Genomic DNA, 21473 nt, shown 5'->3' with positions numbered 1-21473 from the left:
TCAATAGTTATTTTACAATTGCACTAAAGGCTTCATATGGCTCTAGCGTCATATTCTTTAAGTTTGATTTTGGAGGATAATTACTAATTAAAACTTTCTGCAATTCATCTTCTAGAGATAATTGTTCTTTGTTTTCAGATAAATTAGCAACTACTAACCATTTTTCATTCCCTAAAATTCGATAGTAAGCCAAAATATTATCTCCAGTATTTTTTATTAATTTAAAATCGCCATCTACAACAATTGGATTTTCATGACGTAATTTAATTAATTTTTGATAGGTATAAAAAATAGAATCCGGATCACCCAAAGCTGCTTGTACATTAATATTTTGGTAATTTGGATTTACATGCAGCCATGGGGTTCCTTCAGTAAAGCCTGAATTTTCTTTATTTGACCATTGCATCGGTGTTCTAGCATTGTCACGCCCCTTAGTATTAATACTGCGAAGTAACTCATTTTTGCTATATCCTTTTTGCAAACGTTCATGATACATATTGATACTTTCAATATCTTCTACCTCATTAATATTTTTAACGGGGCAATTAGTCATTCCAATTTCTTCTCCATTATAAATATAAGGCGTACCATGCATCATATGAAGAACAATTGCAAACATTTTAGCAGATTGCACACGATATTCCTTATCGTTACCCCAACGTGAGATAACACGAGGAATATCATGATTTTCCCAGAATAAGCTATTCCAAGCATGATTAAAATCAATCTGAGTTTGCCATTTAACTAAAACCTTTTTAAGTTCTCCTAAATCTAACTTACGCAAGTACCATTTCTCTTTTCCGGCTTGTTGGTCTAATGATTGATTTTCAAATTGAAAAACCATTGATAATTCTTTTCTAGCTGGATCAGAATATTCTTCAGCAATTGCCGGAGTTGCATTCCAAGTTTCACCAACTGTCATTAAATCTTTGCCATTAAAAGTATGTTCGTTCATTTCCTTTAAATATGGATGAAGCATGGGGCCATTTTCTCGAATCATTTTGTCAGGGTCTTTCCCAATCAACTCGATAACATCCATTCTAAAGCCACCAATACCCTTATTGATCCAAAAATTCATCATATCATAAATTTTTTGGCGCAATTCAGGATTTTTCCAATTTAAATCTGGTTGCTGATCAGCAAAAAAGTGTAAATAATACTGTCCAGTTTTTTTATCAAATTTCCATGCCGACCCTGAAAAAGCTGAAGTTAATTCATTTGGTTCATGCCCTTCAACGGGATCGCGCCAAATATAGTAGTCACGATATGGGTTATCTTTACTTTTTCTGCTTTCAATAAACCATTTATGCTTATCAGAAGTATGATTAACAACTAAATCCATCACAATTCTAATATTACGTTTCTTAGCTTCTTGAATTAATTCATCCATATCTTCCATAGTTCCATATTGTGGATCAATTTCTTCATAATCTGAAATATCATAGCCATTGTCAATTCCAGGTGATTTATAAACTGGAGAAAGCCAAATAGCATCAATTCCTAGTTTGGCTAAATAATCTAATCGTGAAGTGATTCCTTTTATATCTCCTATTCCATCACCATTAGAATCTTGAAACGACTTAGGATAAACCTGATAAACTACTGCATTTTTCCACCAAGCTGTCATAAAACTTGCCTCCATTTTTTTATTTATCATTATTATTAAATAAATGTAACCGCTTTACAATATGGGTTTGATTGTTAACGGTACCAAAAACGCTCTGCTTCTTAGCAGAGCGTTCACTTTATTCTTCTAACGTTTTTTCATTAATTTTTTCAGCATATGGATCAATATCCTTCATACTGGTATTTATCCCCCAATAATAAAAGATAAGAGAGGCAATAATAATTATTACAAAATCAAATGGATATTTGATAAAGTTTTGTCCTCCAAAACCTTCACTTCCTAAATATGAAATAATTGACATAAATACTAAGTAAATAATTATCCACCATGAATGTTTGAGTTGAGATTTTAAATCAGAGTGCTGATATTTTACTTCATAATAAATATAAACAGGAAGTCCTAATGCAATTACAAAAATAACTTCAATAGTAGTTGGCCACATTGACCAATAAATTGCTAAGCTAGTAAGAACAAAAGCAAATGGAGCAAGCCATTTCATATAAGCAGGCTTAAATGGGCGATTTAGATCAGGCCTAATTTTTCTTAAGGCAATTACAGTTACTGGTCCTGTTAAATAGGCAATCAAAGTTGAAGCCGCAATTACTGTTGCTAACAAGTTCCAATTTCTAAATACACTAACCAAAATAATAGCTAAAACCAAGTCAGCAATCATTGCAGTTCGCGGAATCAAATACTTACGATTAAGTCGGCCCAGCCAATTAGGAAGGTGCTTAGTATGAGTCATAGCAGCTAAGGCTCTAGATGCAGTTGCTACAAAGGCAACTCCTGTTCCAAATGGTGAAACAAATGCATCAAGATAAAGCAAAATAACAAGCCAATTAATACCCAAAATTATCGCAATATCTGCAAATGGAGAAGTAAAATCAATTCCATGCCAACCAACTTTAGCTAACGTAGATGGTTCAATTGCTCCAATAAAAGTAACTTGAAGCATTACATAAATTGCCGCAGTAATCAACATTGAAATCAGTACTCCGCGTACAATGTTCTTACGTGGATTTTGAAGTTCTCCTCCCATATTGATCACAGTTTGAAAAGCATCATAAGACATAATAATTCCTGAAACTGATGTCGCTTCAAAAATTGACCGACTTCCATATGGCATGAATTCATGGATATTAGTTCCGAAATTTGATGCATGAAATCCGCTGCACATCAAAACTACAATTGTTAAAGTTGGAAGCAAAATCTTAAAAATAGAGATTAAATTAGTAAATCTTGTCATGATTTTAACTGACCAGTAATTAATCAGTGTAAAAATCACCATAAATAAAAATACAACTAAGAGTCCTTGAGTTGTAATATCACCATTTTTCATAAAATGGCGCGTCCAATTTGCCCACTCCCATGGCCAGCTAGACATATACTGAACAGCAGCTACTGCTTCCATTGGAACTAGCGTTACCAAGGAAATCCAATTCGCCCATGCAGCAATAAAACCTAATAAAGGTCCATGGCTATATTGAGCATAGCGACTCATTCCCCCACTTTCCGGGAACATTGAGCCTAATTCAATATAAGTTATTGCAATTGAAATAATAATTACTGCACCTAAAATCCACGAAATAATCGCTGCTGGTCCGGCAATTTTGGAGGCGGAACCTGCACCAAATAACCATCCAGAACCAATCAAAGAATTTAAGGCAAGCATCACGGCCGAAAATAGACCGATTTTGTGTCTTTTTAGTTTTTCCATTCTTAATTCCTATCTATTCTTTTTAGATATATATTTTAACTAAAAAATGCAGAACACTCAACGACTTTATGTATTCTGCATTAAAAAATATTTAATTTTTAGTTAATTGGATGCTTCTCAGTTAATTCTTTAACAGCATTTTTAACTTCATCAATTACATCTTGATTATCACTATTATTTAAAATCTTACTAATTAAACCAGCCACTTGGCGAGCATCTTCTTCATCAAAACCGCGACTAGTAATAGCAGGTGTGCCAAGTCTAAGACCACTTGTGACAAATGGTGAACGCTTATCATTTGGAATTGATTCTTTATTAGTGGTGATATTAACTGAGTCAAGCAAACTTTGTGCATCTTTTCCAGTTAAACCAGTATCCGTAATGTCAATAATCATTAAATGGTTATCAGTTCCTCCTGATACCACTCGAATGTTTTCACTATTATTAAACTCATCAGCCATTACCTTAGCATTTTTAACTACTTGATCAATGTAAGTAGTAAATTCTGGTTGTAAATCTTCATAAAAAGCTTGTGCTTTAGCTGCGATAACATGTTCTAACGGGCCCCCTTGAGTACCTGGGAAAAGGGCTGAATTAATCTTTTTACCTAATTCTAAGTTATTAGATAAAATCATCCCCCCACGTGGACCACGCAAAGTCTTATGAGTTGTTGTAGTGACAACATCTGCAATTGGTACAGGACTTGGATGAGCACCAGTTGCTACAAGTCCTGCAATATGAGCCATATCTACCATTAAGTAAGCTCCAACTTCATCCGCAATTGCTCTAAAGGCTTCCCAATCAATAATTCGGCTATATGCAGAAGCTCCTGCAATAATCAATTGTGGCTTAACTTCTTGTGCTACTTTACGGATTGCCTCATAATCTAGTTCTTCTGTTTCAGGATTCAGATCATAACTGTAAGAATTAAAAATTTTTCCAGAAAAGTTAACTTTAGAACCATGAGTTAAATGGCCGCCGGCATCCATGCCCATACCTAGAATTTTGTCTCCAGGTTTTAAAAGCGCATTATAAACTGCCATATTAGCTTGTGAACCAGAGTGGGGCTGAACGTTAGCATATTTTGCATTAAAAAGCTTTTTAGCATAGTCAATTGCTAATTGCTCAACTTCATCAATATATTGACATCCACCATAATAACGCTTGCCAGGGTAGCCTTCTGCGTATTTATTAGTAAGAACTGATCCTTGAGCTTCACGAACTGCATCTGAAACAATATTTTCTGAAGCGATTAATTCGATAGTATTTTCTTGACGATTTTCTTCTTTTTTGATTGCATCCCATAAAACGGGAGATTTTGGTGCATATTTCAAACAATCACACTTTCTGTTACTTATAATTTCTTGTTAATTAGAATTATACTACAAAATTAATTTCTACATATTGTATGCTTATGTCGAATCTTTAATAACGTAAGCCATTTCACTTGCTAATTCTTGATAAAAAAGCTATAAAGAAAGTGTATCTATATTCTTCTGTGAAAAATCTTCTACTTAATGAAGAAAACTAGTTGAAAGGAGTCAAATATGACTGAAGAAACAAGTAATTTTGCACCTTTAAAAGGGATTAAAGTTGTTGACTGGACTCAAGTACAATCTGGTCCATCATGTACTCAAATTTTAGCATGGCTAGGTGCGGACGTTATCAAAATTGAACGTACTAATACTGGTGACCCAACTAGAAACGAATTATTAGATATTAAAGACTCATGGAGTTTATACTATTTACAACTTAATGCAAATAAAAAGTCACTTACCTTGGATATTAAGGCTCCTGAAGGTAAGAAAATCATGTATGATCTTTTAAAAAAAGCTGACATCTTTGTTGAAAATATCAAACCAGGTGCTGCTAAAAAGGCCGGTTACGGTTGGGATAAGGTTCATGAACTTAATCCACGCTTAATTATGGCTTCGCTTAAGGGCTTTAACCAAGGCTCACGTTTTGCTAATGTTAAAGCCTTTGAACCAGTTGCTCAATCTGCTGGTGGTGCAGCTACTTCAACTGGATGGAATGAAGGAAAGTTTAATGTTCCAACTCAATCAGCAGCTGCTCTTGGTGACTCAAATTCTGGGATGCACTTAACAATTGCTATTTTGGCAGCATTAATGCAACGTGAACGCACTGGTGAAGGAACTTACGTATATCAATCAATGCAAGATGCTGTATTAAATCTTTGCCGTATCAAATTACGTGACCAAATTATGCTTGATAATTTAGGCGCTCTTCCTCACTATGCTGTTTACCCTAACTTTAAATGGGGCAAAGCTATTCCTCGTTCAGAAAACACAGAAGGCGGTCAAGTTATCGGTTGGTGCTACAAGGCCAAAGGCTGGGAAAGCGATCCAAATGCTTATGTTTATATTGTTATTCAAAATAGCAACAAGAGCTGGGAAACCATCGCAAATACTATGGGACACCCTGAATGGGCTACAGATCCTCGCTTTAGCGATTGGCAACATAGACAGCTTCATAAGCAAGAACTTTATCCACTAATTGAATCTTACACTAAGAATTATGATAAATTTGAATTAACTAAGAAATTAGGTGCTGAAGGAATTCCTGTAGGTCCAGTGCTTGATTGGAAGGAACTTGAAGATGACCCTGACTTAAATAGTGATGGTACAATTGTAACTATTGATCAGGGCGGCAATCGTGGCAAATTCAAGACTATTGGTCTTCCATTTACTTTCTCTAACTACAAGCCAACTTATAAACGTGCACCAGATCTTGGTGAAAATAACAAAGAAATCTTGACTTCACTTGGCTATGATGCCGATCAAATTGAAGAATTAGTTGAAAAAGGTGTAATCTCTAAAGTAGAAAAGCCTCATAATCCAGCAGTTCATGTTGTAAAAGGTGAAGAATAAATAATCTAATTAAAGGCGAAGCTCAAGACTTTTTGGAGTCTTGGGCTTTTTCAGTGGTTAAATTCATATCTATCGAAATAATTCTGTTAAAAATAAGTTAAATTACTATACTTTATTAGCATAAGCGATTATAATAGTTTTTTATAGAAATAGAGAGAGGTGGAAGTTTTATGATGAAAGAAAATTATGTAATCGATCATAACATGTATCTTATGAATCACAAGAACGGCGATGTTCTTAAAGTGACAGTGAATAAAAAAGATCATTCATTGAAAAACTTACAACTCTATCGCCAAGACGGTTTTGGTAATTATTATTACGATAAGCACTCTAAGCTTAAAAAGTGTAATAATTTAGATACCAAACAAGATGTGATTAAAGCAAGTAAAGAAATCGGCGGTCACAATACTCATCATATTGATAAATGGCACCATGAAGTAACTCCAATTTATAATAGCCAGCATCAAATTACAGGTTTTAAACCAAAGATTCCTATTGCTCACCATACTCAAGTAAAGAATGCCAAGCGCTATTTACATCACATCAATCATAAACATGCGGGCTTTTTATTCACTAAGAATAATTCTTTATGGAAGAAGCCATTTAATTCTTTAAGGGATGCTATCTATACTGATAGAAATAAAGAAATGGTAATTGCCCACAAGGTTCATAAGTTATCTAAATAATGAAAAACAGCTCGAGCTTTCAAAAATAGAAGCTTGAGCTGTTTTTGTTTATTAACTCTCTTATTTATTTTAGTTCATTGTGAATTAGTTCTTGATGTGAACCCAATCTTACTAATCGAAAAGTGTATTTTTTAGAATTTTTTGTATAAATTACTAATAAGTCAACTTTCCCATCTAATAAATGGAATTCTAAATATCCGGCATAATTTAAATTCGAATTATCTAATAAATGCGGATTATATTCTTCTGGAACATTACCCGTTTCCATCATTACTGCTACAACTGCATCTATTTCATCCCATAATTCTGGAATTACCTTACTCCAATGATCAGCATCTCTAATAAAAGTATCTTCAGGGAAAACTTCATACATTACTCTAATTCCTTTGCACGTTTTTTTATATATTCAATCATTTTTTTAGAATTAGTGAAACTTGGTGTATCATCTGGAATAATCCCTTCATCCTTAGCTTGAGCTAATAAAATTGCATCTAAAGTTTCTTGAGTTGGTTTTTCTGATGGTGTTTTTATTTCAAAAGGAATTTTTCCTTGGATATCCAATTGTCTAGCTGCTAAAGTGAAATATGCATTTAAAGATAATCCCGTATCTTTTAATTTCTTTTCAATTCTTCCTTTTAAATCACTGTCTAGTCTTAAAGTAGTAGTACTCATTGCCATAAATATCAGCTCCTTTGCAATCAAATTATAGCATATTGATAGCATATTAGAATAATAAATTAGCTCAAGAGCTTCTATTTTGAAACTTTTGAGCTATTTTATTAATTATTCATTTTCCGTAAACAAATATCCACCCCAGCGAACAGGTTCTTCTAAAGTTGGCAAAACCAAGAAATATAACAATACAAGCCAGCCAAATGGTACACAGATAATCCAATACCACCAGCCTGTGTGATTACTATCATGCAATCTTCTTACAGTGAAGCCAAGCAAGCCTAAAAGAACCCAAATCATTAAAAGTGCAATAATAACTTGTACAAATTTTGTCGTTGCAGTTGATTCAAGAAAAACTTGCCAAGTGTTCTCTGAATATTCAATTGTGCTATCAGAAGCAAAAGATAATCCTGAGCATCCCGCTAAAATCACAGTAATGATAATTGTATCTAAGTACGCTAACCAAAATCCTTTTCTCGTACTTCTGGCATTCCACTTAAACGGTGCAGTGAGCAATAAGCCCACTACTTGCCAAAAAGTTGGTTCTGGAACGTCAGATTTTGGTTCATGATATTCTTGTTCATAATAAGGTTTGTTTTCCATTGTTTAACCTTCTTCTATATTTAACTACTAGTCTTAGTCTAGTCTTCTCAATATATTTTTCAACACCAAAAAACTCCCAAGCTTGTAACTTGAGAGTTTTATTACTCATAGTGACTCCACGCTGAATATATCGTTACTATTTTTTCTTTTTCATTAACTTTATAAACAACACGATGCTGAATATTTATTCTACGTGAATAGTATCCTTTGATTGGTGGAATTAATTTTTCAAATCCTTGACTAGACTCAAAAGGATTATTTCTTAGTTGCTCAATAACTTCTAAAAAACTACCTTCTAAATACGAACCCTTTATTTTTTTAAGATCTTTTTTAGCACTCTTTTTTAATTTGATTTGGTACATTACAATTCATTCCACACTTCATCAAAATTTAAATCTTCGTCATTCTTTCGTTCACGAATCTGTTTATCAACTCCATGATTTACAAGAAAAAGTGTCTCTTGAATCGCATCCCAATCATCTTGACCAATCATTACTGCGCCTTTTTCATTAGATTTAGTTGGCTTAATTACTACAGGTTTTTTATCCTTATTCAATGATTTAATGATTTTAAAAAAATTTCTTCTTGCTTCAGTAGGTGTTACAATTTGATCCATATTAATCACTCCTGTACGTTATCATGTACATCAAGTATATCATAGTTTTATTTTTTCAACACCAAAAAACTCCCAAGCTTGAAACTTGAGAGTTTTAATATTTTATTCCCATTCAATAGTTGAAGGTGGCTTACTAGTTACATCATAAACTACGCGGTTGATGTGACCACATTCATCTACGATTCTAGTTGAGATTTTACTTAAGACATCCCATGGAATCTGTGCAAAATCAGCAGTCATTCCATCAATTGAAGTAACAGCACGAATTCCAATAGTATAGTCGTAAGTTCGACCGTCACCCATTACCCCAACTGAACGAATGCCTGGGAGAACAGTGAAGTATTGCCAAATATCTTGGTCAAGACCTGCCTTTTTAATTTCTTCACGTAAAATTGCATCAGATTCGCGTACAATCTTAAGCTTATCCTCAGTAACTTCACCAATTACACGAATTCCAAGACCTGGTCCTGGGAATGGTTGACGCCATACCAAGTCATGAGGAATGCCAAGTTTTTCACCAAGTTCGCGAACTTCATCCTTGAAGAGCTTTCTAAGTGGTTCAATAAGTTCAAAGTTCATGTCTTCAGGAAGACCACCCACATTGTGGTGAGACTTGATAGTTTGAGCAGTATTAGTACCTGATTCAATCACATCAGTGTATAAAGTACCTTGAGCTAAGAAGTCAATGTCTCCAAGCTTTTGTGCTTCTTCGTTAAAGACTTCAATGAATTCCTTACCGATAATCTTACGCTTTTGTTCTGGATCAGTAACGCCTTTAAGTTTGCCTAAAAAGCGATCTTGGGCGTTAACTCTAATAATGTTCACACCTAAGTCTTTGTTAAGTGCTTGCATTACTTGGTCGCCTTCGTCTTTACGAAGCATACCATGATCAACAAAAATCGCGGTTAATTGGTCGCCAATTGCCTTATGAAGAAGCGTTGCAGTAACACTTGAGTCAACACCACCAGAAAGACCCAAGATAACCTTCTTGTTACCAACTTTTTCACGGATTTCTTTAACTTGCATTTCAATAAAGTCATCCATTGTCCAGTTAGCTTCAGCACCACAGATATTAAAAGCAAAGTTCTTCAAAATATCCAAGCCATATTCAGAATTACGTACTTCTGCATGGAATTGTATACCATAGAATTTCTTTTCATCGTTTTCAATTGCTGAAATTGGGCAGTTCTTACTTTTTGCAACAACCTTAAAGCCTTCAGGAGCTTTAGTTACTAAATCTCCGTGACTCATCCAAACATATTCTTTTTCTGGCAAACCTTTAAACAAGCGACTTTCTGGGTCAATTACGTCAATATCAGCACGACCATATTCAGAATTTTCAGCCTTTTCAACTTTTCCACCAAGGTCATAGCTCATAAGTTGCATTCCGTAACAAATTCCCAAAATAGGAATACCAAGTTCAAAAATTGCTGGGTCAACCTTAAGAGCGCCCTCATCGTATACACTATTTGGTCCACCTGAGAAAATGATTCCCTTAGGCTTCATTTGCTTAATTTTTTCTAAGCTTAAGTCATGTGGTAAAAGTTCGGAATAAATTCCAAAGTCGCGAAGTCGTCTAGTAATAAGTTGATTATATTGACTACCAAAGTCTAAAACAATAATCTTGTCAAATTCGTTTAGATTTGTCTTTGCCACTGTATTTGCTCCTTCATCGTAAATTATTTTGATATAAACTTTACTCGGAAAATTAAAAAAGGTCAACTAAAAACCTACAAAAATCGAACAATATTTTTTATTGAGCTACTTGTGTTCGCCAAAATATTCTGTTACAATCAAAACCAACAAAAATAAATTCTGTATAACGTCGAAATAAGGTCGGCAGTTTCTACCTAGAACCATAAATTCTAGACTACAGGTAAATTAAGACTTTTAACTAAGGATCTTTTACCCTGTCATGGTAGAAGGTCCTTATTTTTTAGCTTTTAAAGAGGGATATTGTGAAATTATTAGAAGATAGAATTAAGAATGATGGACAAGTTTTAGATGGCAACGTTCTTAAAATTAACTCATTTTTAAATCATCAAGTTGACCCACAACTTATGATGGCTGTTGGTAAAGAATTTGCTCGTCTTTTTAAAGATATGGGAGTTACAAAAATTTTAACTTGCGAAGCCAGCGGTATTGCACCAGCTGTCATGACCGCTTACCAAATGAATGTACCGATGGTTTTTGCAAGAAAGAAAAAACCATCAACTTTAAATGATGCCGTTTATTGGGCAGATGTCTTTTCTTATACTAAAAAAGTTAATAATAAAATTTGTGTAGAAGAGAAGTTTTTATCAGAAAAAGATACTGTTTTAATCATTGATGATTTTGTAGCTCATGGCGAAGCTGTTAAAGGAATGGTCAACATTGCTAACCAAGCAGGTTGTGAAATTGCTGGCGTTGGAGCAGTTGTTGCTAAAACCTTCCAAGGTGGCAGTGACTGGATCAAGGAACAAGGTTTACATTTTGAAGCACTTGCTAACATTGATAGTTTTAAAGATGGTCAAGTTCACTTTTTAGGAGAAGACTAAAATGAATAAAGAAGTCAGCCATAAAAAAGCATTTGTATTAGGTTTGCAGCACTTGCTTGCAATGTACTCCGGAGCAATTGCAGTTCCTCTTTTAATTGGTAGTGCACTTAAGTTCAATTCGACTCACATGACTTATCTAGTATCAATTGATATCTTTATGTGTGGACTTGCAACACTTTTACAATTATTTCGTAATCGCTACTTTGGAATTGGCCTTCCAGTAGTTCTAGGGTGTGCTATTCAAGCAGTAGCTCCACTTGAAATGATTGGGCAAAAATTTTCAATTAATACAATGTATGGTGCAATCATCGTTGCCGGAATTTTTGTATTTTGTGTTGCTGGCTGGTTTTCAAAAATCAAAAAACTCTTCCCTCCAGTAGTAACTGGAACTTTAATTACAGTTATTGGACTCACTCTTATTCCTGTCGCATTCCAAAACATTGGTGGAGGCAATGCAGCTGCTAAAGGTTTTGGTGATACTAAAAATCTTATTACTGGATTTTTAACCATTATTATTATTTTAGCTATTGAAGTTTGGGGCAAAGGCTTCATTAAATCAATTGCAGTCTTAATTGGCTTAATCGTTGGGACTCTTATTGCTGGTAGTTTAGGGATGGTATCTTTAGCTCCAGTAGCACAAGCTTCATGGTTTCACTTACCGCAACTCTTTTATTTTGGAGTTCCAGAATTTGAATGGTCATCTAGCTTAACAATGATTATCATTGCCTTAGTTTCTATGGTTGAGTCAACTGGAGTATTTTTTGCAATTGGTGATCTTTTAAATAAAGATATTACTGAAGAAGATCTTAAAAAAGGTTACCGCGCTGAAGGAATCGCTCAAATCTTTGGCGGATTATTTAATACTTTCCCCTACACAACTTTTTCTCAAAATGTTGGATTGCTCCAATTATCTGGTATTAAAACCAAGCGCCCTATTTTCTGGGCAGCAGGACTCCTTATGACTATGGGTTTATTACCCAAAATTGGTGCCTTAGTAACTATAATTCCTGATTCTGTATTAGGTGGAGCAATGCTGGTGATGTTTACTATGATTGCAATTCAAGGTATCAAGATGCTTAAGCATGTTGATTTTGAAGACAATCGTAACATGCTCATTGTCGCAATTTCCATTGGTTTAGGGTTAGGAGTTACAGTTTATCCGCAGATTTTCCAAACCTTGCCTGAAACAATCCAATTGTTCCTAGGCAATGGCATCGTAGTCGCCAGTATAAGTGCTACGCTTCTTAATATATTATTCCATACAAAACAAAGAAAGGTGGTTATTGAATAAGTCGAAAAACTCCTATATTTAACCTCAATTGTTACACATTCAAAAACCCTAATTACTAAAAAAGCTCGATTCTATATCTTGAATCGAGCTTTTTTATATTGACAAACTAATCAACAGCCTTGAAGTGATACATCTTAGAAGCAAAATCTTTATGAATAACTGGGTCGTAAATTCCCATCTCCATTAATTCATCGCCTCCATAAACTTCACCAGTTGCTAAATCCTTATAGTGACGTGTAGGATCAAGACCAACAAGCTTAGTTTTAGTTAAGTAGCTTTGTGCATAAGACAATATTTGAACCCAGGTAACAATAGCTTCATCTTGATTAGGGGAGACAACCATCCATGCAGCTTGATTGCCATATTTTGGATTCTTTAAGCGATAAAGGTCACCATATTGAGTTACTTCTCTAATTGCCTTATAATCCTTTACTTGCTCCTTAACCTTTTGACTATCTTCTTCACTCATCTTGGTCAAGTCTAGTTCATAGCCTAAGTCACCCCACATTGCAACAGCTCCGCGCGTATCAAATGGTGTAATGCGTCCATTTTGTTCATTAGGGGAGACAGATACGTGCGAGGTCATCATAGATTGTGGGTAAACCAAACTAGTTCCATATTGAATAGTCAAACGCGCAATAGCATCAGAATTATCACTGGCCCAAATTTGTGGAGTATAGTAAGCCATCCCTGCGTCAAAACGTCCGCCACCACCAGAGCAACCTTCAATTAGGATGTTTGGATAGTTAATAGCAAAACGGTTCATAAGGTCATAAACACCTAATATATAGCGGTGATAGCTTTCGCCTTGACGCTCGCTTGGCAGGTCGTGTTCAAATACATCTGAAATATGACGATTCATATCCCATTTGATGTAATCAATATCGACAGAGTCCAATACCTCAACCATTTGGTTATAAATATTATCACGGACTTCCTTTCTGCCAAGGTCTAAGATATATTGGTTTCTTGATGGACTAGGCTTTCTACCTGGAACATGCATTAAGTAGTCAGGATGGGCTTTATACAGATCAGAATCATAAGAGATCATCTCCGGTTCAAACCAAAGCCCAAACTTAAGCCCCTGTTTGTGAACATAATCAGCAAAATGACCTAAGCCATTTGGAAACTTCTTTTTGAAAACTTTCCAATCTCCAAGTGAAGAGTTGTCATCATCTCGATGGCCAAACCAGCCATCATCTAAAACAAACATTTCAATGCCAAGTTTTTTAGCATCATCTACGATTGGCTTTAACTTTTCTTCATTAAAATCAAAGTAAGTTGCTTCCCAGTTATTTACTAAAATTGGACGAACTTGATCTTTATACTTAGAACGAATTATACGGTCATGAATCAATTTATGGAAATTTTGACTCATTTTATTAAGACCAGTATTGGAATAAGTCATAATAACTTCGGGAGTTTGAAATTCGGCACCTTTTTCAAGCTTCCAATCAAAGTTATAGTCACTAATTCCAATATTTAACCGAGTTTGATTAAATTGATCCTTTTCTACTTCTATAGCATGATTGCCTGAATATACAAAGGCAAAGCCATAAGCGTCTCCTTGATATTCATCAGTATCTTTATTAACCAATGCAATGAATGGATTCATTTGATGACTTGATGCTCCGCGGTGTGACCCATATACATGAACACCTTGATTAATACTTTGACGTTGCATATGGCGCTCATTTGCATGCGCTCCTGGCAGAGTAATTGTTTCAAAATCTCTATCCACAAAATCAATTTGCATTGAAGCTGCTTTTTCTAAATAAACACTATCATCACCATTATTTTTAACTAAAACCGACCGAGCAATAATTGGACGATAACGATAAATAGTGTAAATCAAATCAAATTCCAGCTTGCTTACTTCATCAACTAACTCAATAGTCAAAGTTTGGGCTTCATTAGCTTCTTTTACCCATGAATGAGGCAAACCCTTCAAGTCTGGCTTTCCATTAGCAATTGAATATGCCATTTACCTCAGCTTTTCCATAAGTTGGGGTCAAAATTCCACATAATATTTTTATCATGGTACTTTTACCAGCTCCATTTTTTCCAATATATCCTACAATTTCGCCTTCCTTTATTTTAAAATTTATTGTATTTATAGCAATTTTCTCTTTTCCTTTTACCAAAAACTTCTTTGTAATACCATCAACTTCTATAATTGGTTTATTACTTTTCATTATTTCATTCCCAGTTCATTAAATGTCTAAATTTAAATTTTATTAATTTTGTATTATATATTAATTTTAAAATAAAGTAAATCATTTTTTTATTTAATTTATAAATATATAATAATTAAGCATACTAAAAAAGATTTCCTAAAATTGGGAAATCTCTTTTACATAATTTTTAGTTATTATCTTTTTCTTTATAAAGAATCAACCACAAAAATAATCCTAAAGCAATAATGCAGGCTAAAGCCTTAATAGCCTTCACTCCATATCCCATCGCTGGAAGTTTGAAATAATCACCGAAGAAATACAACATGCAAGCAATCAAGAATGTAACTGCAAATTTCTTACGAAAATTATCTTCCTTGTATTCAAACATACATAATAATAATGTTGCCAGCATGAATAACAAGGTTACGCCACTATAAATATTCGACTTAGGCTCAAAACAAACCACATAAATAGCAAAAATCCCACTAATGATAGCAAGAATTATCTCACCAGTTTTATATTTCTTTTCCATTTATAATTACTTCCTTTTCATCTTTACAGCACGGTGAGCTAATACAATTCCTAAAATAATAAAAGCAATAATCAAAATCGCATCAACTGACTTTAAGTAGTATGTTGAAGGCTGCCAAATTATCAAAAATACTAGAAAAGCAACATCAATACATGCAGAAGTAATAATATCTGCACGCGTTCTTGGTACACCGCGTTTCTTTAATTCAACTGCTTGCCATATAATGAAAATCCCTAAAATAATCACCACAATATAGCCAATTGCATCAATTCCAGCTCCAATATAAGTTTGCGGTTCAAAAATAAGCGTAAACATAAAAATTATAGCTTCTATTACCTCTAAGATTCTTAATGTCATTCTTGTCATAGTGAATCACTTCGATTCTATTACTAAATAATTCTATTATCTAACTTTATTCTAGCCTATGAAAAAATCGCTTTCAAAAAATAGGTCTTCTAAACCCATACTTAGGATTTTACCGACTATAATAGAATTAGATGTTTAGATGAAAAAGAGGCATGACTATGGAAAATAATCAAAAATCTGTGCCTAAAAAACTATCATTTATTTCGATTTACTTTTTAGGTATTAATGCTGTCATTGGCTCAGGGACATTTTTGCTTCCATCGACCATTTATCATTATATGAATTTATCTGCTATTGGTGTTTTGCTTTGTACTGCCGTAACCGTTTCGATGATTGCGCTATGTTATGCAGACTTATCTAGCCGTTTTAAGGGGTCTGGAGCTGCGTGGCTTTATTCTTATAACGCCTTTGGAAGGTTTGCTGGATACGAACTCGGAATTTTTACTTGGTTTTTAGGTTGTACTACTTTATCAGCAGAAGTAGTTGCACTTTTAACAGTGTTGAAGAGTTTTTTACCAATTTTCAAAAATTCATTAGTTTACGCAGCTGGAGTTGTAGTATTAATATTACTGTTTTCAATCATCAATTTCTTTGGTAGATCATTAGTTAAGCTTGTTAATAACATTTCAGCGGCTGCTAAAATTTTAACTCTACTTGCTTTCATTATTATCGGTGTATTCTTCATTAAAAAGGCTCACTTTACACCAATCATTCCAAAAGCAGCTCTTAAAGGACCACTTCCATTTTTGAAACACTTTGGAGCTGCATTTACTCCTATCTTTTATTTGTTTACTGGGTTTTCTTTTATTCCTATTGCTGCTAAACAAATGAATCACCCAGAAAAAAATATTCCGCGAGTTTTAATTGCGGTAATGACTAGTGTAACAATTCTCGACTGTTTGATGTTGATTGTTGCAATTGGCTTATCCGGTTCTAAATTAGGTGGTTACTCTAACCCACTAGCTAGTGCTTTAAGAACTGGTGTTGGTGAATGGGGCTTTGCTTTAATGATTGTTGGTATGTTAATTTCAATTTTTGGGGTTGCTTTCTCAGCTTCATTTAACACTCCATCACTTATTGCATCCCTTGCCACAGAACACGGGATGCTTCCAAAATGGATTGGCAAAAAGAATAAACATGATGCTCCATGGGTCGGCATTATTTTTACAGCAATTTTATCATTAGCTCTTTGCACTCAAAGCTACTTATTCTTAGTTGCTTGTACTGTTCTTGCATCATTTGTTCAATATGTACCGTCAATCCTTGCCGTCATTAAATTTAAACATAGTAATGAGTATCCTACTCATGGATTTTCACTTCCAGGAAAATATACAATTCCAATTATTGCTTTGATTATTTCTTGTTATATGATAACTAACTTTACTGCAGTAACACTTCTTCTTGGAGGAGCAGTTGCAGTAATTGCGGCAGGATGCTACTTCTTTATTGATCATGATAAAGCAGCTGACAAGAGACATGAGGAATTTTTAGATTCACTTAGAAAGAAAGTATAAAGATATTTATTTTTATAAGAAAAAACCACTAAATTTTAAGTCTAGTGGTTTTAATTTGCAATTGCATTTACTTACCTTTATAATTATAAAAGAAAAGGAGCTAACGAGTACCAGTCGTTAGTTCCAATCGTAACTTCAGAATGACTAGATTGGTGACTAATCCCTGTGATTAGTCTTTTTTGTTATTGCATTAGCTTTTGCTTTGCGTACCAAAAATTTTCCGTACGCATCTAAGATTATACTAATTGCAACAGCAATCCAAATAATCTTCAAGGAAGTTTACTTCTCCAGTCTATCCAATTCAATTATGCATCGCTGTCACCTCCATAACTTCAAAATGGTGAGGGGTGCGTAGCCATGCTAAAAATTACTAAGTTCTAGCGGTAGCTAACCGCTGTAAAGAACCTAACATTATTGTAACAAAAAACCACTAGACTTAAAATCTAGTGGTTTTATTTTTATTCTTCTTCGACTGCATCCATTACGCCTGGAACTTCAGGATCATCAACAATTGATACATCAGCACCTAATTGGCGAAGCTTTTCTTCAACGCGGTCATATCCACGTAAGATATTACCAGCCTTATCAATAACAGTAGTACCTTCTGTCATAAGACCAGCAATCATTAAACAAGCTCCTGCTCGAATTTCTCCCGCAGTAACTTCTGCACCATGCATCTTGCTAGTCGGGTGCGCCAAGATAATATTATCTTCAACTTGAATATTTGCACCCATCTTACGAAGTTCAGCAATATGTCCTATTCGCTTTGGATAAATATTATCAATTACTACTCCTTCACCGCTCTTAGCAGTTAAGAGAAGTGGAGTAATTGGTTGCTGCAAGTCTGTCGCAAACCCTGGATAAACATCAGTCTTAACTTGAATCATCTTTAAGTCTCCTGCTGGATAAACATAAAGAGAATCCTCATCAGCATCAATTACCACACCCATTTCTTCAACTTTAGCTAAATATGAGTCAAGGTGTTCTTCAATAATATTATGAATGCGAATACCATTACCAATGCAGGCAGCTAACGCAATATAGGTTCCTGCTTCGATTCGATCAGGAATAATTGTATGCGGAATCTTAGCTCGTAATTCAGGTACACCTTCAATTCTAATTGATTCAGTACCTGCACCACGAATAACAGCACCCATATTATTTAAAAAGGTCGCTAAATCAATAATTTCAGGTTCCTTAGCTGCATTATCAATGATAGTTTGTCCTTTAGCTGTTACGCTAGCCATGATTATGTTCATGGTTGCACCAACTGATGGCATTTTAAGATGAATCTTAGCACCATGCAAGCCATCTTCTGGTGCAGTAATTATAATTTGATCATTTTCATTTTTTACACTTGCGCCCAAGGCTTCAAAGCCTTTAATGTGTTGGTCAATGGGACGAGGGCCGATGTCGTCACCACCTGGAAAACCTACAATTGCCTTACCAAATCGACCAAGAAGTGCACCCATAAAATAATATGATGCACGTAAACTCTTAACCTTACCGGCTGGCAAAGGGCTCATCTTAATGTCTTCTGGATCAATGCGTAATGTAGTTCCATTAAACTCACACTTCACATCCATCTCACTTAATAAGTCCATTAAGTTATCAACGTCCGCAATTCTTGGAACACCTTCCAAAATTACTGGAGTTCTTGACAAAATTGATGCTGGAACTATCGCAACAGTTGAATTCTTAGCGCCACCGATCCAAACATCGCCCTGCAGGGGTTTCCCACCATGAATTATCATCTGCTTCATTGGCGAAAACAAATCCTTTTCTACTTTCAATAGTCATAATAATGTTATAGGAAAATGGAGAAAAAAACAAGGGCGAAAACCATCTCGATCCCTGTTTTTTCGGCTTTTTGCATTATTCAAGTGGAAACTAGAACTTTTCAGCAGGAAGACCGCTGGCAGCACCGATGAATGACTTGAACAATCCTTCTGGTCGTTGTGGACGGCTCAAGAATTCTGGGTGATATTGAGCAGCAATAAAGAATTTCTTATCTGGAATTTCAATAATTTCTACTAAATGATTATCTGGTGATACACCAGAGAAGACCATACCAGCCTTTTCAAATTCTTCACGGTACTTGTTGTTAAATTCGAAACGGTGACGGTGTCTTTCTTGGATAACATCTTGATCATCGTAGGCTTCACGGGTCTTAGTACCCTTCTTAAGAGTTGCTGGGTAAAGACCCAAACGAAGAGTACCACCAATGTTTTCTTCATCACGCTTATCAGCCATAATGTCAATAATGTTATCTGGAGTGTCTGGATCAGCTTCTGCACTATTAGCATCTTTAAGACCTAAAACATTACGTGCAAATTCAACACTAGCCATTTGCATACCAAGACAGATTCCAAGGAATGGAATATCATGTTCACGAGCATACTTAATTGAAGTAATCATACCTTCAAGACCACGAGTACCAAAACCACCAGGCACAATTAATCCATCTGAACCTTCCATGATTTCAGCAATATTATCATCAGTAATATCTTCAGCTTGAACCTTGTTAACTTCAATCTTAGTGTTGTAAAGGTAACCTGCATGTTGTAAAGCATCAGTTACTGAAATATAAGCATCTTCAAGTTCTACATATTTACCAACTAAAGTAATCTTAGTAGTGTGCTTCAAGTTCTTAGCACGTTCATCAAGCTTAGTCCAAGCAGTCATATCTGCTTCTGGCTTAGGACTGTCTAAGTGTAAGAAATCAACTACCTTTTGATCCATACCTTGAGCTTGGAATGCCAATGGAAGATCAAAAAGTGATGGTGCATCAATTGATTCAATAATACGATCAACTGGAACATCAGTGAAAGTTGAAATCTTGTCTTTCAATTCTTGGTTAATTGGCTTTTCTGCACGAAGAACAAGCATATTAGGTTGAATACCAATTGAACGAAGTTCGGCAACTGAATGTTGAGTTGGCTTAGTTTTCATTTCATGAGCTGCATGAAGATATGGTACTAAAGTACAGTGAATGTACATTACATTATCTTCACCAACTTCACGACGCATTTGACGAATTGCTTCCATGAATGGAGTAGATTCCATATCACCAACAGTACCACCAATTTCAGAAATAATGACATCAGAATCAGTAGTTAGTGCTGCACGCATGATTTTCTTCTTAATCATATCAGTAATATGCGGAATAACTTGAACAGTTGCACCGTGGTAGTCACCACGACGTTCTTTTTCAAGAACTTCCTTATAAATCTTACCAGTAGTTACGTTTGAATACTTACTGGTTCTTACGTCAACGATTCTTTCATAGTGACCAAGGTCAAGGTCAGCTTCAGTACCATCATCAGTTACATAAACTTCACCGTGTTGGTATGGGTTCATGGTACCTGGGTCGATGTTGATATATGGGTCAAACTTTTGCATAGTAACCTTCAACCCGCGATTTTTAAGTAAACGACCTAAACTAGATGCTGAAATACCTTTACCAAGTGAAGATACGACACCACCGGTAACGAAGATGTATTTTGTCATTTGCCAAACTCCTTCTCTTTTTTGTTTTTAATCAATAAAATAAAAAAAGCTCCCTCTGGGGAGCTAAACGCACTTAGGGTGCCCAAGAAAAATATTATCTGCTTTTTAAGCTTAAGTCAAGCATCAAGCAAATTAAATTTTAATTTTCTTCATCATCGTCTTCATCATCATCTAATTGTGACAATTGACCTTCGATACCATCTGGTAATACATCATCGTCATCAGTATTATCTTCATCAAACTCTGAATCATCACCATCATATTCATCAGCATCTTCATCATCAGCCACATCAAGATCTTCATCTTCTGGGTCATCATTATCATAGTCGATAATATCGTCACTACCAGTTGCACTAGCCAAAAATGCATTAACTTTCTTGTGGTGCTTCTTGTATGATGAATCATCCTCATCTTCATCTTCTGGGTGGTTAACTTCCTCATCAACTGATTCGTATGGGAACCATGTGCGGAGTGCCCAAACATTATCACCCATAGAAATAAACTCACCATCAGTGTTCATATCAGTATAAAATTGTGGCAAGCGTTCACGAATTTCTTCGTCACTTTTACCTAGGTACTCTTGAACATCGTTAACGATATCTGCAAAAGCCATTCTCTTGCCATGATCTTCTAAAATTGCGCGAGCAACTTCGATCATTGACAATTCTTCACGATTCTTATCTTTAAACTTGTCTAATCCCACAGTTGTACGTCCTCTCTTTTGCAATCTTTACTAT

General features: G+C 35.0%; 21 protein-coding genes and 1 riboswitch. Of the genes, 5 read left to right on the top strand and 16 right to left on the bottom strand.

Annotated features, from left to right (window positions below):
- Positions 1-7 precede the first annotated feature (7 nt).
- The 3 genes from FOD82_RS01570 to glyA form a co-directional block, all read right to left on the bottom strand.
- Positions 8-1627 carry an alpha-glucosidase gene (locus FOD82_RS01570; protein ID WP_144354760.1) on the bottom strand — a complete coding sequence of 540 codons (1620 nt, stop codon included), beginning with the start codon at positions 1625-1627 and terminating at the stop codon, positions 8-10.
- Between the two features lie 118 nt (positions 1628-1745).
- Positions 1746-3344, bottom strand: a complete 1599-nt coding sequence (locus tag FOD82_RS01565) for an APC family permease (RefSeq protein WP_144354759.1) — start codon at positions 3342-3344, stop codon at positions 1746-1748.
- A 98-nt stretch (positions 3345-3442) separates the two neighbouring features.
- The gene (gene glyA / locus FOD82_RS01560) at positions 3443-4678 is read right to left on the bottom strand and encodes a serine hydroxymethyltransferase (RefSeq protein ID WP_144354758.1); all 1236 of its coding nucleotides are present in this window, start codon (positions 4676-4678) and stop codon (positions 3443-3445) included.
- A gap of 213 nt (positions 4679-4891) precedes the next feature.
- Here glyA and frc point away from each other — a divergent pair, with 213 nt between their 5' ends.
- Both frc and FOD82_RS01550 read left to right on the top strand, forming a co-directional pair.
- Entirely contained in the window at positions 4892-6232 is a 1341-nt protein-coding gene (gene frc, locus FOD82_RS01555; protein ID WP_144354757.1) for a formyl-CoA transferase, read from the top strand.
- Between the two features lie 173 nt (positions 6233-6405).
- Positions 6406-6918 carry a hypothetical protein gene (locus FOD82_RS01550; RefSeq protein WP_144356002.1) on the top strand — a complete coding sequence of 171 codons (513 nt, stop codon included), beginning with the start codon at positions 6406-6408 and terminating at the stop codon, positions 6916-6918.
- Between the two features lie 64 nt (positions 6919-6982).
- Here the strand turns inward: FOD82_RS01550 and FOD82_RS01545 are convergent, their stop codons facing one another.
- The 6 genes from FOD82_RS01545 to guaA all read right to left on the bottom strand — a co-directional run bounded on the left by FOD82_RS01545 (position 6983) and on the right by guaA (position 10465).
- Positions 6983-7291, bottom strand: coding sequence for a type II toxin-antitoxin system YafQ family toxin (locus FOD82_RS01545; RefSeq protein WP_144354756.1), 309 nt, complete (start codon positions 7289-7291; stop codon positions 6983-6985).
- Entirely contained in the window at positions 7291-7596 is a 306-nt protein-coding gene (locus tag FOD82_RS01540) for a type II toxin-antitoxin system RelB/DinJ family antitoxin (RefSeq protein WP_144354755.1), read from the bottom strand. Before FOD82_RS01540 ends, FOD82_RS01545 begins: the two co-directional genes overlap by 1 nt.
- Positions 7597-7701: 105 nt before the next feature.
- A complete protein-coding gene (locus FOD82_RS01535) occupies positions 7702-8193 on the bottom strand; it encodes a DUF805 domain-containing protein (RefSeq protein ID WP_242450190.1) in 492 nt (163 codons plus the stop codon).
- A gap of 101 nt (positions 8194-8294) precedes the next feature.
- Positions 8295-8561 carry a Txe/YoeB family addiction module toxin gene (locus FOD82_RS01530; protein ID WP_186277730.1) on the bottom strand — a complete coding sequence of 89 codons (267 nt, stop codon included), beginning with the start codon at positions 8559-8561 and terminating at the stop codon, positions 8295-8297.
- Positions 8555-8809: a type II toxin-antitoxin system Phd/YefM family antitoxin gene (locus tag FOD82_RS01525; RefSeq protein ID WP_144354753.1), complete on the bottom strand. Its 255-nt coding sequence runs from the start codon at positions 8807-8809 to the stop codon at positions 8555-8557. The genes FOD82_RS01530 and FOD82_RS01525 overlap by 7 nt, the downstream gene beginning before the upstream one ends.
- A 102-nt stretch (positions 8810-8911) precedes the next feature.
- On the bottom strand, positions 8912-10465 hold the full coding sequence (gene guaA / locus FOD82_RS01520) for a glutamine-hydrolyzing GMP synthase (protein WP_144354752.1): 1554 nt from the start codon (positions 10463-10465) through the stop codon (positions 8912-8914).
- Positions 10466-10604: 139 nt separating this feature from the next.
- Positions 10605-10702, top strand: a riboswitch (purine riboswitch).
- A gap of 65 nt (positions 10703-10767) precedes the next feature.
- Between guaA and FOD82_RS01515 the strand changes: the two genes are divergently transcribed.
- A complete protein-coding gene (locus FOD82_RS01515) occupies positions 10768-11346 on the top strand; it encodes a xanthine phosphoribosyltransferase (protein ID WP_144354751.1) in 579 nt (192 codons plus the stop codon).
- Between the two features lies 1 nt (position 11347).
- Positions 11348-12637: a nucleobase:cation symporter-2 family protein gene (locus tag FOD82_RS01510; RefSeq protein ID WP_144354750.1), complete on the top strand. Its 1290-nt coding sequence runs from the start codon at positions 11348-11350 to the stop codon at positions 12635-12637.
- A 106-nt stretch (positions 12638-12743) separates the two neighbouring features.
- Here the strand turns inward: FOD82_RS01510 and FOD82_RS01505 are convergent, their stop codons facing one another.
- The 4 genes from FOD82_RS01505 to FOD82_RS01490 form a co-directional block, all read right to left on the bottom strand.
- A complete protein-coding gene (locus FOD82_RS01505; RefSeq protein WP_144354749.1) occupies positions 12744-14621 on the bottom strand; it encodes an alpha-galactosidase in 1878 nt (625 codons plus the stop codon).
- On the bottom strand, positions 14602-14832 hold the full coding sequence (locus tag FOD82_RS01500) for an ATP-binding cassette domain-containing protein (RefSeq protein ID WP_144354748.1): 231 nt from the start codon (positions 14830-14832) through the stop codon (positions 14602-14604). The genes FOD82_RS01505 and FOD82_RS01500 overlap by 20 nt, the downstream gene beginning before the upstream one ends.
- A gap of 169 nt (positions 14833-15001) precedes the next feature.
- Positions 15002-15346: a hypothetical protein gene (locus tag FOD82_RS01495; RefSeq protein ID WP_144354747.1), complete on the bottom strand. Its 345-nt coding sequence runs from the start codon at positions 15344-15346 to the stop codon at positions 15002-15004.
- A 6-nt stretch (positions 15347-15352) separates the two neighbouring features.
- Positions 15353-15712, bottom strand: a complete 360-nt coding sequence (locus tag FOD82_RS01490; RefSeq protein ID WP_144354746.1) for a hypothetical protein — start codon at positions 15710-15712, stop codon at positions 15353-15355.
- Positions 15713-15864: 152 nt separating this feature from the next.
- Between FOD82_RS01490 and FOD82_RS01485 the strand changes: the two genes are divergently transcribed.
- Positions 15865-17226 (top strand): APC family permease, encoded by a 1362-nt coding sequence (locus tag FOD82_RS01485; RefSeq protein WP_186277698.1) that lies wholly within the window; start codon positions 15865-15867, stop codon positions 17224-17226.
- A 458-nt stretch (positions 17227-17684) separates the two neighbouring features.
- On the opposite strand, the gene FOD82_RS01480 is transcribed toward FOD82_RS01485, so the two are convergent.
- From FOD82_RS01480 to rpoE, 3 genes are all read right to left on the bottom strand, one after another.
- Positions 17685-18989, bottom strand: coding sequence for a UDP-N-acetylglucosamine 1-carboxyvinyltransferase (locus tag FOD82_RS01480; RefSeq protein ID WP_144354744.1), 1305 nt, complete (start codon positions 18987-18989; stop codon positions 17685-17687).
- A 127-nt stretch (positions 18990-19116) separates the two neighbouring features.
- Positions 19117-20736 carry a CTP synthase gene (locus tag FOD82_RS01475; protein WP_144354743.1) on the bottom strand — a complete coding sequence of 540 codons (1620 nt, stop codon included), beginning with the start codon at positions 20734-20736 and terminating at the stop codon, positions 19117-19119.
- 139 nt (positions 20737-20875) lie between these two features.
- Complete coding sequence (rpoE, locus tag FOD82_RS01470) at positions 20876-21439, bottom strand: DNA-directed RNA polymerase subunit delta (RefSeq protein ID WP_144354742.1); 564 nt, start codon at positions 21437-21439, stop codon at positions 20876-20878.
- Positions 21440-21473 lie beyond the last annotated feature (34 nt).

Origin of the sequence: Lactobacillus sp. LL6, assembly GCF_007570935.1 — a bacterium.
In the GTDB taxonomy this organism is placed as follows: domain Bacteria; phylum Bacillota; class Bacilli; order Lactobacillales; family Lactobacillaceae; genus Lactobacillus.
This window is presented reverse-complemented; position numbering and strand designations above follow the sequence as displayed.